We start from the raw sequence: 13,656 nt of genomic DNA, 5'->3' as shown, positions 1-13,656 counted from the left end.
AACAGCTAATAGTTAACTAGAAAGCTAATCTTAAGAATGCGTTTCTATAATTGTTTTTGCATTTTCATTATCTGGATTTAATTCCAGTGCTTTTTTATAAACTTTAATTCCTTCATTGGTTTTTCCGAGTTTTAATAGGCACTCTCCTAAACTATCGTAAGTGTTAGCAGCCTCAGGATAGAGTTCTGTATTAATTTTAAAGATTTTAAGCGCTTCTTCTGTTTTTTCAGAGTTCATTAAGTTATACCCAAACATATTCAACGTATTTTCAGAAACATTGTAAGTTGCATGATTTCCTTTTTTAAACTCAGTTTTAATCAATGATACGGTTTTATCTATAGAATTGGTTTCGCTATAAAAAGAACTTATTTGTTTTAAGTTCTGGCGTTTAAGATTTTCTTTTTGTTGAACTAATGTTGGCACATAATAATACTGGCGCTCTTTATCTGTTATTTTTGTAGTGTCAATTTGATATTGCGTCATTATTAGGTTTCCATTCTCATCCCTAATTTGTATATTTTGTGTCCCATATATTTGAGGTTCTCCCCTCCTCATTAAATCTCTATCTACAGCAGCCGCATACCACCATCTATTAAGCGAAGGATCCATATTAATTGCTTTATCAAAACAAGTAACAGCCATTTTAGATGCAATAGTATCATTTCCGTGCTGAAAGATAATACCAGCATTAAAGTAATCTTGGGCAGTATTAACCTTATTATCTTTTAAAAACCCATAGACTTTAACTCTCCTAAGACTATCTCGTTCAATTAAAACTTTCCAATCTTCAGCACTAATGGTTGTCATTCTTTCTTCTTGATCCGCATTAGCCATTTGTTGTAATTGTATATTATTTTGAGCTTGCACAAAGGTTGCAATTAAAGTAATTATTAGAAGGAGGAGTAATTTTAATAATGCATTCATCTTTTAAAGTTTTTGTTTATTTTGATTTATTAATAATTTCAAGCGCTTTCTCTAATTGTAAATCTTGATCTGGATGAAGGGCAGATTGGTGAACAATATGATCTATTTTAAGCCCTTTTCGTTGAACCACCTCTCCGTTTGGATAATATGCAGTCATGCCTGTAAAATTTACATTGTCTCCGTCAGGAAGCGGAATGGTAATGATGTTCATAACTGCTCCAGCCGTAGTTTCTCCTATTGTTACGCTATTAGGAGCACTTTGAATTGCCATACCAATATATTCTGCTTTACTAATGGTTGAGTTGATAACCAGTAAAATTACTTTTCCTTTGTAATAATTATTGTTTTTTTTACCAGCTTTAAATGGATCAGCAATTAATTTTAATGGTGCATCTGCATTATAATCTCCTATCGACGGAATATTAGTAGGAAACAGTACTTTAATAAACTCTTTTCTTTCTGGATATATATATTTTGCTATATCTGAACCCGCAATTGATTTTGGATAGTTACGTAAATCAAAGATAAGCCCATTGTATTTGTCGAAAGTTTTAGATATTTTTTTTAACTCTTTATTGGTGATTGCTTCAAGGTTTATATACAAACTTGTTTCGCCAACTTCTTTGCTAGTATTAATTTCATTGCCTTTGTCTAAGGATCTTTTCACTTGTTTATCAAGATCATATGATTCATAGAGATGAATCGTTTTTTTTAAATGTTTATTTTCCATTGGAGAATAATAAGTTACATTCACCTCATCGGTACTATTATAAAGAGCATAATATTGATGTATCCTGTTCCAACTGTCCTTATTTGAAGCTGAAAAAAATGATCCAAATTTATTTTCCATGTATTCATTAATGGGCTTTCCGTCAATATGCGTAATAATATCACCACCTCTCAATGAATCTTTACTACTTAAATCTTTATTATAAAGATTTGAAATAAGTAAAGTGTCGTTAATAATTCTAGTTCCAAACGGAGGTTTATAATTAAATAGACTGTCATACAAACCTTGAGGAAAATAAAAAGCATGAGAATCGTCTATATTGGAAACTAGTTTAGCTTTTAGGATATCGTAATCAAGTTTGGATTTGGCGTCCATAAAAGGTTTAATAAATTTATTTAAAACATTATTCCAGTCATCATCAAAAAGAAACTTATTTACATTATAATAATTTATAATATTCCAAAACCTAGCTAAGGATAAAAGTCGATGAGGTGTACTATTAAAATCAAAATCTTCAATTATCTTTTCATTATCAAAGTTTAATATTTTACTAAGTTTGGATTGTGAAGCATAATATCCTTTTGGATTCGAATAGTTATTCTTTATAAGCAAAAGTTTGTTTGTAAGTTCTTTATTGAAGTTTAAATTTTCAATCCAATTATAATCTTCGTTTTCAAAAAAATTTAGACGATCTCTTTCTGAGGAGTTATTATTAGTATTATTTGATATGTCTCCGTAGGAATTAATTATATTCAAAAAAATTGTGTTAACTTCTTCCTGCTTATCAACTAAATTCAGTTGATTATAAAGTTTCAAGAATAGTTCGTCAACATCTACTTTCCCTTTTGATATTTCTGGATGATGATATTTTAAAAAACCCCAAACAAGACATAATTGTTGCACTTTAGTCTCTTCTTCTAAATTATTTTGAGCAACGATTTTATGTAAGCATAAGAGACTAAAAAGAGAAAGAAATAGCTTTTTTTTCATACTAATTAAATTACTTGAAAAGTATTTGATTACGATTAAAATCGTAATTTACAGGATATTCTTTTTAAGCAGAATAAGTTTAAGACATGTTTAACACGAAGACAATCAGCAACATATTTTATAGTGCATTTATTATTTATGTATGTATAAATACGATTGTTTATGTATATGAAAATTATCTTGAAAGCGAATTAAAAAAATATGACTTGAATGAAAATGGTTTTTTTGAAAGAGATGAAGTAACCAAAGATCAACAAAAAGTAATGACAAAAGTTATTAATGATACTGCAAGAAACATAGCTCCAATTACAACAATTCCAATTTCCATAATCTTAGCAGTTATTTTGTTTTTGATTCTAAATAAAAGAAAAAGTATGCTTAAAAAATTAGAATAATGGAATTAAAATTTTGTTGTCTTTAAATCGTACCAAAAGAAATCATTTTTACTTAAATTTATCTTTTCAACTTAATCATCCTATGAAAAACTACCTGTTCCTTTTTGTCTTTTTATCTGTAATTACAGTTCAATCTCAAGACAACTATAATTCTGATAATGACTACGAAAAATATACTGGACTTTTTGATTTTTATTACGATAAAGACAATGATAAAATTTACTTAGAGGTAACCAATTTAGAAAAAGAATTTCTATATGTATACTCTTTAAGCAATGGTGTTGGAAGTAACGATATTGGTCTTGATAGAGGACAATTAGGAAACGAACAAGTAGTCTATTTTAAAAAGGCAGGAAACAAATTATTATTAATCCAACCAAACACAAAATACAGAGCCATTACCGATAATGAACTTGAAAAGAAATCGGTTGAACAAGCTTTTGCAAAATCTGTATTATTTGGCTTTAAAATTGAAAATGAAAAAGGCGGCACTTACATTATCGATGCAACCGATTTTTTAATGCAAGATACGCATGGAGTGGACAAAAGACTAAAAAGTAGCAATCAAGGAGATTATAAACTAGATACTTCAAAAAGCGCTTTCAACTTGGAACGCACCAAAGCATTTCCAAAAAATGTGGAGTTTGATGTAACGCTTACCTTTAAAGGAGAACCCAAAGGATCTTACATTCGCTCTGTTACTCCTAATGCGTCATTGGTAACGGTTTCAGAACATCATTCATTTATAGAATTACCAGACAACCAATATAAAAAGAGAGCATTCGACCCCAGAAGCGGTTCTTTTCCATTCTCATACTACGATTATGCAACACCTGTTCAAGAATCTACCCTTAAACAATATATTGTGAGGCATCGTCTAGAAAAAAAAGATCCCAATGCTACAATTAGCGAAGCAAAAGAGCCTATTATTTATTATTTAGATAACGGCACTCCAGAACCAGTTCGCTCCGCCTTATTAGAAGGTGGAAAATGGTGGAATCAAGCTTTTGAAGCTATAGGATATAGAAATGCTTTTCAACTAAAAATATTACCCGACGATGCCGATCCAATGGACGTTAGATACAATGTAATCCAATGGGTCCACCGTGCCACTAGAGGTTGGAGCTACGGAAGCAGTATTGTAGATCCTAGAACGGGAGAAATTTTAAAAGGTCATGTTAGCTTAGGTAGTTTACGCATCCGTCAGGATTTTTTAATTGCACAAGCTTTAATGAATCAACCATTTGCCGAAACCAACGAAAATTATAAACCCATGCTTGAAATGGCCCTAGCAAGAATCCGTCAATTATCGGCTCATGAGATAGGTCACACCTTAGGTTTTGCTCACAATTTTGCGGCAAGCACCAATAACAACGCTTCGGTAATGGATTACCCTCACCCAAAAGTTACTTTAAAAAATAAGCAAATCGATTTATCAAATGCTTATGCTGTAGGAATTGGGGAATGGGATAAAATAACAGTTGCTTATTCGTACTCCGATTTTAAAGAAGGCGTAGATGAAGAAAAAGCCTTAAAAACAATTTTAGAAGAAGCTACACAAAACGGGTATCGCTATATAACAGATCAAGATGCACGTCCAAATGGTGGTGCTCATCCTTATGCGCACCTTTGGGACAATGGAGCAGACGCTACCGAAGAGCTAGAACAAATGCTCAAAGTTAGAGAGGTTGCTATAAAGCAGTTTTCTGTAGATAATATTAAAAGTGATGAACCTTATACTGTTCTAGAAGATGTTTTTGTACCTATTTATCTTTTCCATCGTTATCAAACAGAAGCGGCTGTAAAACAAATTGGCGGACTTAATTATTCTTATGCTGTAAAAGGAAGCAATCAAGAAGTAGTTTCTTTGGTAAGTAAAAACAAACAAGAAGCAGCGCTCAATGCAGTATTAAAAACTGTAGATGCAACAGTTATTGCCGTTCCACAAGAGAAATTAAATCTATTTCCACCAAGAGCTTTTGGGTACAGCGCATCAAGAGAATCTTTAAAAGGTAAATTCAATATTGGTTTTGACGCCCTTTCTGCAGCCGAAACCGCAGCTGAAATGACCCTTAATTTATTACTGAATGAAGAAAAAGCTTCTCGATTAATTCAGCAAAAAGCATTAGATAAAAATCAGCTTTCATTACAAGATGTTTTAGATGAATTACTGAAAGAAACCGTATATAAAACGGAAAAAGATAGTTACTTAAATGAAGTTCAAAACACTGTAAACTATAGAGTTGTTTGGCATATTATGAAACTAGCTAAAAGTGAAGATGTACTACCACAGGTAAACGCTATAGCCAACCATACACTAAAAACTATAAAAGAAAAGTACACCAATAACAACGATGCAAATAAGGCTGAAATAGCCTATAGAATTACTCAATTCTATAAGAATCCAGAGAAGTTTAATATTCCAAAATCTCCTAAAATACCAGATGGATCTCCAATTGGAATGAGTTGTTTCGGGAAACTTTAAGAAAACCTATTTACAGTTAACTCAGAAACTCTAAAGTTAAAGTTATAAACCTGTAGTTTAGTCATTTCGACGGAAAGGAGAAATCGCATCCTGTTATTTAAATCAAAGGTATTCTCGGGAATGAGATGTCTCCCGCTGGTCGACATGACTTCAGGATATAAAAGAAATGAATTAATCTAGTCATTTCGACGGAAAGGAGAAATCGCATCCTGCTATTTAAATCAAAGGTATTCTCGGGAATGTGATGTCTCCCGCTGGTCGACATGACTTCAGGATTTAAAAGAAATGAATTAATCTAGTCATTTCGACAGAAAGGAGAAATCGCACCCCTACTTTTTAAATCAAAGGTATTTCTGGGAATGTGATGTCTCCCGCTGGTCGACATGACTTCAGGATATAAAAGAAATGAATTAATCTAGTCATTTCGACGGAAAGGAGAAATCGCATCCTGCTATTTAAATCAAAGGTATTCTCGGGAATGTGATGTCTCCCGCTGGTCGACATGACTTCAGGATTTAAAAGAAATGAATTAATCTAGTTATTTCGACGGAAAGGAGAAATCACACCCCTACTTTTTAAATCAAAAGGTATTTCTAGGAATGTGATGTCTCCCGCTGGTTAACATGACTTCAGGATTTAAAAGAAATGAATTAATCTAGTCATTTCGACAGAAAGGAGAAATCACACCCCTACTTTTTAATTCAAAGGTATTTCTGGGAATGTGATGTCTCCCGCTGGTTAACATGACTTCAGGATTTAAAAGAAATGAATTAATCTAGTCATTTCGACAGAAAGGAGAAATCGCATCCTGCTATTTAAATCAAGGGTATTCTCGGGAATGTGATGTCTCCCGCTGGTTGACATGACTTCAGGATTTAAAAGAAATGAATTAATCTAGTCATTTCGAATGAAAGGAGAAATCATATCCCTACTTTTTAACTCAAAGGTATTCTCGGGAATGAGATGTCTCCCGCTGGTCGACATGACTTCAGGATTTAAAAGAAATGAATTAATCTAGTCATTTCGACAGAAAGGAGAAATCGCATCCTGCTATTTAAATCAAGGGTATTCTCGGGAATGTGATGTCTCCCGCTGGTCGACATGACTGCGGAATATAAAAACACTTGAAAATTGATATTATAAAACTGATTTAAAACATGTTAAACCTTCATAAGAACCTATTTAACATGTAATAAGCGGGTTAATTTAATGGATAAATCGGTTAAAATAATTTTAGAATTTCCATTACGTTCAATATGGTAAATTGCATCTTCGAGTTCTTGAGTAATTTCAAGGATGTTATTTCCATGTACAAAAGGAGCAAACTTTTCTAACTGAAAATTTTCCACAGAAAAGTCCATAAAAGCAAGTTCTTTAGCTTGGTAATTTATCAACATTGCCTGACGGAAAACATCCATACAAAAAAGAAGAAATTTCTTTTGGGTTTCACGCCCTGTTTTAGCTACTTCTTCACTCCAAGAAAGCAAATCGTGAATTACAGCTTTGTTTCCTCGGGCTTTAAATGCAGAACGTACCCAACTTACAAACCATTTTTCGAACACTAAATCCTCGGAATCTCGATTTACTAAGTCTATTGCCTTATTGTAATTTCCATTGGCTTGGTGTGCAATTTTAAGCGCTGTATTAGCATCAATTCCTTTAGCTTGCAAGGCTTCGGTAATTACATTTTCTGCCAGCGGAGGAAAGTTTAAAATCTGACAACGGGAGCGAATAGTTTGTATAATCTGCTCTTCATCTTCCGCTATTAAAATAAAAAAAGTTTTGTTAGGCGGTTCTTCAATAAGCTTGAGTAACTTGTTGGAAGCAGCGGTATTCATTTTATCAGCCATCCAAATAATCATTACTTTATAACCCCCTTCATAGGCTTTTAACGATAATGATTTTACAATTTCTTGAGCTTCATCTACCCCTATTTGCCCTTGTTTGTTTTCAACTTCTAAAACTTGGTACCAATCGAAAAGGTTTCCATAAGGCTGTTCTTTTATAAAAGTTCGCCATTCTGTTAAAAAATGATTGCTAACAGGGTTTTTCTTCACCTTATCGGTGGTTGCAACAGGAAAAGCAAAATGTAAATCGGGATGCGTAAGATTATTAAATTTTAAATTACAAGAAGCATTCCCTGTAGTATTTTCTGCGTCAGAATTTCCACACAAAACATATTGTGCATAAGCAATAGCCATTGGCAAAACACCACTTCCTTCTGGCCCAACAAACAATTGTGCATGAGAAATTCTATTGTTATCGGCACTATGCGTTAAATGTTTTTTAATGTGAGGTTGCCCTAAAACTTCGCTGAAAAGCATACTTTTTTCTTTATGGTGTGAAAGTAACTTTTCTGTTTTATTTCCACAAGTGATCCTATAAATTAGTTTGCTAGATCATTGAGATTTGAATTTCCTAAACCTTTTCCTGATTTGCTACACGATTCCTGTCCAAATATTTTTTAAATTTTCTTTTTAATACATAGTAAACTCAATTCAAGGTAGTTGTTATACAAGCTAAGCTACTACCTCGGCAACCGTCCAAACGCAGTTGGGTAGACAAAGACCACAAACTAATCAAAAGAAAATAATTTAATCTTTTTCGACATAAAATGTAAGGGAATTAACCCCTCAATGAAGCATTAAAAGAATAATTCAAGGTTTTTAAGAAACAACATTCTAACGAATTTAATATCGATTTAACTTTATATAACTTATTGTGTTTTCTTAGGTAACTATAAATAATTAAATTAGCGCTTTAATAAACCCATTAAGTAAGATGAAAACGATAGACGACTTTAATTTTGAAAATAAAAAAGCTTTAATCCGTGTAGATTTTAATGTGCCTTTGGATGCTGAGTTTAATATTACAGATACAAACCGTATCGAAGCAGCAAAACCAACAATAATTAAGATTTTAGAAGACGGAGGAAGTGCAGTTTTAATGAGTCACCTAGGAAGACCAAAAGGAGAAGTTAGAGATGATATGTCTTTAAAACATCTCGCTAATAAAGCTTCTGAAATCATTGGAGTTCAAGTCAAATTTATCGACAAATGTGTAGGTAGAGTTGCAGAAGAAGCTGTAGCTGCCTTACAACCAGGAGAAGTTTTATTACTAGAAAACTTACGTTTTCATGAAGAAGAAGAAAAGGGAGACGATACTTTTGCAGAAGGACTTTCTAAGCTTGGAGATATTTATGTAAACGATGCTTTTGGTACAGCACACCGTGCCCACGCTTCTACAACAGTAGTTGCCAAGTACTTTGGAGAAAACAAATGTTTTGGATATTTAATGGCTAAAGAAATAGAATCTATTACCAAAGTAATGGAAACTGGAGAAAAGCCTGTAACAGCTATTCTTGGAGGCTCTAAAGTATCCTCTAAAATTACTATCATTGAAAATATTTTGGATAAAGTAGACCACTTAATTATTGGTGGTGGAATGACATATACGTTTGTAAAAGCACAAGGAGGAAAAATTGGCGATTCTATTTGTGAAGACGACAAACAAGAGCTAGCGCTTAATATATTAAAAGAAGCAGAAGCAAAAGGAGTGCAAGTACATTTACCTGTAGATGTAATTGCTGCTGATGATTTTAGTAACGATGCAGAAACAAAATTCTCTCCAGTAAATGAAATTCCAGACGGGTGGCAAGGTTTAGATGCTGGTCCAGAAACATTAGAGAATTTTAAGAAAGTAATCCTTCAATCTAAAACCATTTTATGGAATGGTCCTGTTGGAGTTTTTGAAATGGAAACTTTCTCAAAAGGAACTATCGCTATCGGAAGTTCTATAGAAGAGGCTACTAAAAATGGCGCTTTCTCTCTTGTAGGAGGTGGAGATTCTGTTGCGGCTGTTAAACAATTTGGTTTTGAAGATAAAGTAAGCTACGTTTCTACTGGTGGTGGTGCAATGCTTGAAAGCTTAGAAGGAAAAACACTTCCTGGTATTGCTGCGATACTAGATTAGTATTTCTTTTAAAAAATTATACTTAAAGCTCTTCAAAATTGAAGGGCTTTATTTTTTTAACAAATTTGATATGTTTATAAATGAAAAAAATACGATTTTTACAAATTGTTCGTTTAAATGAAAACCCATATTGATTGATGAAGCAAGTTATTACCGCACTGTTATTCAGCGCTTTTGGCTCCCCCGCCTTCGCCCAACAACCTTTAAGTAATCTCCATAAGAATATACAAGGAATAGAAATTTCTAGCGATTCCCTAAATCTTGTTGACCAAGAAATTCTTAAGGATACAGATTCAGTGCTAATAGACGGAAAGCGATATGTTATTGCTGAAGAAAAAATAATTCCCTATGGGTATGCAGACCATCCGGAGGCAAAAAAAATAGATAGTATTTGGATGAATGAATTTCTAAATGCTGGTTTGTATGATACTATCTACACAGATATTACCAATTTAGAATTTGAACCCGTTGATTATATTGACCTCCCTACAGATACCTTAAAAGTTCGTTTGGCTAAATTAAACCAAAAAACTCCTTTTAATGTTGAGTACAACCCGTCTTTAGAAAGCGTTATTAAAATGTTTTTAAAGAATAAACGAGGTTTTCTAACAAGAGTAATGGCTAGGAGTCAGTTTTATTTTCCGCTATTTGAGCAGTCTTTAGACAACCATGATATCCCGCTAGAAATGAAATATTTAGCAGTTATTGAGTCTGCTTTAAATCCGAAAGCAAAATCTAGGGTTGGCGCAACAGGAATTTGGCAATTTATGTACCCAACAGGGAAGGCATATGGGTTAGAAGTAAGCAGTTATGTTGACGAACGTAGCGACCCCATGCGCTCTACAGATGCCGCTTGTAAATATTTGGGTAAGCTTTATGAAATGTTTGGCGACTGGGATTTAGCATTGGCCGCCTATAACTCAGGTCCAGGAAATGTAAATAAAGCAATTAGAAGAAGCGGGGGCTCTACTAATTATTGGAATCTGCGTACGTATCTACCTAGAGAAACTGCAGGATATGTACCAGCATTTTTAGCAACTATGTATATTATGGAATATGCTAAAGAACATGGTTTTGAAGATTATAAAACGAGAGCTGCTTATTTTGAAACAGATACGATAAGAGTAAAAAGACTTATTACATTTGATCAAATATCGGAGTATCTACAAATAGACCGAGAGCAAGTTCAATTCTTTAATCCATCCTATAAACTCGATATTATTCCACTTATAGATGATAAAAATTATAGTTTAAGACTCCCTAGAGAAGCTATTGGAAGATTTGTAGCAAATGAAGATTCTATATATGCACGTGTGGATAAAGAGCTTAAATTACGAGAAAAACCCCTTCCAGAATTGGTAGAAACAAGCGATCAAATTAGGTATCGTGTAAAAAGTGGTGACGTTTTGGGTAAAATTGCTGAAAAGTATGGGGTACGTGTAAGCGAATTAAAAAGATGGAATGGATTAAGAAATAACAATATTCGTATTGGGCAACGCCTAATTATTTACCCTAAAAAACCCATCGCTACAACTAGCAATAAAACCAGTAAAACAAGTGCTTCCAAGGAATATATTGTTCGAAGTGGCGATTCACTTTGGAGCATTGCAAATAAATTTCCTGGAATTTCTATTAAAAATATTCAAGAATGGAACGATATTAGTGGGAGTAAATTAAAACCAGGAACAAAACTGGTTCTTTGTAAATGTTAATCCACTAGATTAGGATGTATTTACATTGAACTCATCTTAACTCTTTGTGTTTAAACTAAAAAGTTAAGTTGTGTTCATTAAGTTTAATTACACTAAAACCTAAAATGATGAAAAAAATTTTAATGGGAATTATGGTCTTTTTATTGATTCTTTCATGTAAAGAAGATAAAAAAGAAAAATTTCTTCCAAATTCTGTTGGCGCCATCAATACATTGTCAATAGTAATTGATAACGATATGTGGAATGGTCGCGTTGGCGATTCTATTCGGAAATATTATGCAGATGAAGTTTTAGGACTCCCTGTGGTAGAACCTCTATTCACTATACATCAAATACCATTTGAAGTTTTTTCAGGAGCAACTAGAAATAGTCGTAATGTTTTAGTAGTAAAAAAAGATACTGCGGAAGTAGCTGGACTAAGAACAGATTTATATGCAAAGCCACAAAAAGTAGGGATTATTAAAGCTCCAACAGAGGATGAAATCATTCAGAAAATAGCAGAAACTGCTCCCCAAATTATAAATGCTTTTAAAAAGAATGATATTCTTGAAAGTCAGGAACGATTTACCCGTTCCTTGAACAGAGAAACTGCGCTTTCAGAAGAATTAGGAGTTTCTTTAACCATGCCTTCCATTTATAAAATAGCAAAGCAAGAAGGAAATTTCTTTTGGATAGAACGTCAAATCCGTAAAGGAACCATGAATATTTTGGTATATGAAATGCCTTTAAATAGTATTCCAGACGATTCTACCCGTGTAGACGCCATTATTAAAATGAGAGATTCTATAGGAGAGAAATATATTCCAGGGAGAAGAGAAGGTATGTATATGATTACTGAAAAAGCGTATGCCCCTTATGTGTTTGATGCTGAAATTGCTGGAAGAAAAGCAATTGAAACCAAAGGAATGTGGGAAGTTAAGAACTTTGCTATGGCAGGACCTTTTATAAATTACATTGTTACAGACAAACCTAATAATCGCTTATTAGTTTTAGAAGGTTTTACTTTTGCTCCTTCAACCAATAAAAGAGATTATATGTTTGAACTGGAAGCTGTATTAAAAACACTAAAATTTACAAGTCCTAAAAAGGATCTTGCAATAAAATCAGAATAAAAGATAACTTTATAACATCAAAAAGCCCATTTGTATTGACACAAATGGGCTTTTTGATTAATCTTATTTTAAAAAGAATATTAGATATTCTCTTTTTTCTGATCAACTGTAGGCTCTTCGTCTTCTTTTGAGGCATCTTTAAACTCTTTGATACCGCTTCCTAGTCCACGCATTAATTCAGGTATTTTCTTACCTCCAAACAATAACAGTACTAAAATAACTACTATTGCTATTTGCCATGGGCCAATCATCCCTAGAAAAATGTTTAATGATATCATTTTAATAAATTTTAGAAAACAAATGTAATAAGAAATGTATACAATAAATCATATTTTTTCTTAAAATCGTCACTTTTACCACTTTGCGACTTATAGTAAAGAGGTTTTTCACGTTAAAAAAAAACAAATATCTGTAAACAGAAAGCATTGTAACATCCTAATATTTATATTTGCTGGTGATGATGAATAAAAAGAGAAAGAAAAGAAAGCAGATTAAAAAAAAACTGCTCCACAAGTATAGACTTGTTATTTTAAATGAAGATACTTTTGAAGAAAAGCTTTCATTTAAATTAAACAGGTTAAATGTTTTTGTATTGGGGACACTATTTTCTGTTTTCATCATTGCTTTTACAACAATTTTAATTGCTTTTACTCCTTTACGAGAATACATCCCAGGTTATTCTTCTACTTCCTTAAAAAGAACGGCTATGGATCTTACGTATAAAGCAGATTCTTTAACCGCACAACTTAGAGCAAACGAATTATATTACGATAAAATTCAAAAAGTATTAAAAGGAGAGATTAACACTCAAGAAATTCATAAAGACTCTTTATTAGAGGAAGTTAGAAGAGATACGTCTCAAATAAGCCTATTACCAAACAAACAAGATTCGCTCCTAAGAGAACGTGTTGCTAATGAAGATAAATACAATTTATTTGAATCGGCTTCTGCTACTTCAGATTATGTGCTATTTCCTCCAGTAAACGGGACGCTATCTCAACAATACAATGCCAAAGAAAAACATTACGCAATAGATATTCTAGCTCCAAAAAACACCCCCATAAAATCGGTTGCAGATGGAATGGTAATTTTTGCAGAATGGACCGCAGAAACGGGTTATGTATGTATAATAGAACATGGTTCTGGTTTAATTTCGGTTTATAAACACAATTCGTCTTTAAGTGTAAGTCAAGGCGATCAAGTTAAAGCTGGTGAAGTTATTGCTATTATAGGAAATACAGGAGAACTTACCACTGGACCTCATCTACATTTTGAATTATGGAGCGAAGGGTACCCTGTTAACCCAACCGATTATATCGATTTTGAATAAAACTAT

At 32.9% G+C, this 13,656-nt stretch carries 10 protein-coding genes; 6 read left to right on the top strand and 4 right to left on the bottom strand.

Translation table 11 applies throughout. From position 1 onward, the window contains the following. Window positions 1–30: 30 nt before the first annotated feature. Together JOOMADRAFT_RS04235 and JOOMADRAFT_RS04230 are read right to left on the bottom strand one after the other, a co-directional pair. Window positions 31–924: a tetratricopeptide repeat protein gene (locus tag JOOMADRAFT_RS04235; protein WP_008611534.1), complete on the bottom strand. Its 894-nt coding sequence runs from the start codon at window positions 922–924 to the stop codon at window positions 31–33. 16 nt (window positions 925–940) lie between these two features. Continuing rightward, window positions 941–2,644 (bottom strand): S41 family peptidase, encoded by a 1,704-nt coding sequence (locus JOOMADRAFT_RS04230; RefSeq protein WP_008611533.1) that lies wholly within the window; start codon window positions 2,642–2,644, stop codon window positions 941–943. Window positions 2,645–2,730: 86 nt separating this feature from the next. On the opposite strand from JOOMADRAFT_RS04230, the gene JOOMADRAFT_RS04225 reads away from it, so the two are divergent. Then, a complete protein-coding gene (locus JOOMADRAFT_RS04225) occupies window positions 2,731–3,039 on the top strand; it encodes a hypothetical protein (RefSeq protein WP_008611532.1) in 309 nt (102 codons plus the stop codon). A gap of 82 nt (window positions 3,040–3,121) precedes the next feature. After that, complete coding sequence (locus JOOMADRAFT_RS04220) at window positions 3,122–5,524, top strand: zinc-dependent metalloprotease (RefSeq protein ID WP_040879531.1); 2,403 nt, start codon at window positions 3,122–3,124, stop codon at window positions 5,522–5,524. A 1,178-nt stretch (window positions 5,525–6,702) separates the two neighbouring features. Here the strand turns inward: JOOMADRAFT_RS04220 and JOOMADRAFT_RS04215 are convergent. Beyond that, complete coding sequence (locus JOOMADRAFT_RS04215) at window positions 6,703–7,848, bottom strand: DNA polymerase III subunit (RefSeq protein WP_008611530.1); 1,146 nt, start codon at window positions 7,846–7,848, stop codon at window positions 6,703–6,705. Window positions 7,849–8,305: 457 nt separating this feature from the next. Between JOOMADRAFT_RS04215 and JOOMADRAFT_RS04210 the strand changes: the two genes are divergently transcribed. The 3 genes from JOOMADRAFT_RS04210 to JOOMADRAFT_RS04200 all read left to right on the top strand — a co-directional run bounded on the left by JOOMADRAFT_RS04210 (window position 8,306) and on the right by JOOMADRAFT_RS04200 (window position 12,320). After that, window positions 8,306–9,496 (top strand): phosphoglycerate kinase, encoded by a 1,191-nt coding sequence (locus tag JOOMADRAFT_RS04210; protein WP_008611529.1) that lies wholly within the window; start codon window positions 8,306–8,308, stop codon window positions 9,494–9,496. A gap of 137 nt (window positions 9,497–9,633) precedes the next feature. Next, on the top strand, window positions 9,634–11,208 hold the full coding sequence (locus JOOMADRAFT_RS04205; RefSeq protein WP_008611528.1) for a LysM peptidoglycan-binding domain-containing protein: 1,575 nt from the start codon (window positions 9,634–9,636) through the stop codon (window positions 11,206–11,208). Window positions 11,209–11,312: 104 nt separating this feature from the next. Next, window positions 11,313–12,320 carry a DUF4837 family protein gene (locus JOOMADRAFT_RS04200; protein WP_008611527.1) on the top strand — a complete coding sequence of 336 codons (1,008 nt, stop codon included), beginning with the start codon at window positions 11,313–11,315 and terminating at the stop codon, window positions 12,318–12,320. 80 nt (window positions 12,321–12,400) lie between these two features. Here JOOMADRAFT_RS04200 and tatA read toward each other — a convergent pair whose 3' ends face one another. Further along, window positions 12,401–12,598, bottom strand: a complete 198-nt coding sequence (gene tatA, locus JOOMADRAFT_RS04195) for a twin-arginine translocase TatA/TatE family subunit (RefSeq protein WP_008611526.1) — start codon at window positions 12,596–12,598, stop codon at window positions 12,401–12,403. Window positions 12,599–12,780: 182 nt separating this feature from the next. Here tatA and JOOMADRAFT_RS04190 point away from each other — a divergent pair, with 182 nt between their 5' ends. Next, complete coding sequence (locus tag JOOMADRAFT_RS04190; protein ID WP_040879527.1) at window positions 12,781–13,650, top strand: M23 family metallopeptidase; 870 nt, start codon at window positions 12,781–12,783, stop codon at window positions 13,648–13,650. Window positions 13,651–13,656 lie beyond the last annotated feature (6 nt).

Source organism: Galbibacter orientalis DSM 19592, assembly GCF_000260115.1.
Taxonomy (GTDB): domain Bacteria; phylum Bacteroidota; class Bacteroidia; order Flavobacteriales; family Flavobacteriaceae; genus Galbibacter; species Galbibacter orientalis.
This window is presented reverse-complemented; position numbering and strand designations above follow the sequence as displayed.

Coding starts and splice junctions, on each gene's coding strand:
- JOOMADRAFT_RS04205 (WP_008611528.1), top strand. CDS start 9,634: ATGAAGCAAGTTATTACCGCACTGTTATTCAGCGCTTTTGGCTCCCCC.
- JOOMADRAFT_RS04235 (WP_008611534.1), bottom strand. CDS start 924: ATGAATGCATTATTAAAATTACTCCTCCTTCTAATAATTACTTTAATT.
- JOOMADRAFT_RS04210 (WP_008611529.1), top strand. CDS start 8,306: ATGAAAACGATAGACGACTTTAATTTTGAAAATAAAAAAGCTTTAATC.
- JOOMADRAFT_RS04225 (WP_008611532.1), top strand. CDS start 2,731: ATGTTTAACACGAAGACAATCAGCAACATATTTTATAGTGCATTTATT.
- JOOMADRAFT_RS04215 (WP_008611530.1), bottom strand. CDS start 7,848: ATGCTTTTCAGCGAAGTTTTAGGGCAACCTCACATTAAAAAACATTTA.
- JOOMADRAFT_RS04200 (WP_008611527.1), top strand. CDS start 11,313: ATGATGAAAAAAATTTTAATGGGAATTATGGTCTTTTTATTGATTCTT.
- JOOMADRAFT_RS04220 (WP_040879531.1), top strand. CDS start 3,122: ATGAAAAACTACCTGTTCCTTTTTGTCTTTTTATCTGTAATTACAGTT.
- JOOMADRAFT_RS04230 (WP_008611533.1), bottom strand. CDS start 2,644: ATGAAAAAAAAGCTATTTCTTTCTCTTTTTAGTCTCTTATGCTTACAT.
- tatA (WP_008611526.1), bottom strand. CDS start 12,598: ATGATATCATTAAACATTTTTCTAGGGATGATTGGCCCATGGCAAATA.
- JOOMADRAFT_RS04190 (WP_040879527.1), top strand. CDS start 12,781: ATGAATAAAAAGAGAAAGAAAAGAAAGCAGATTAAAAAAAAACTGCTC.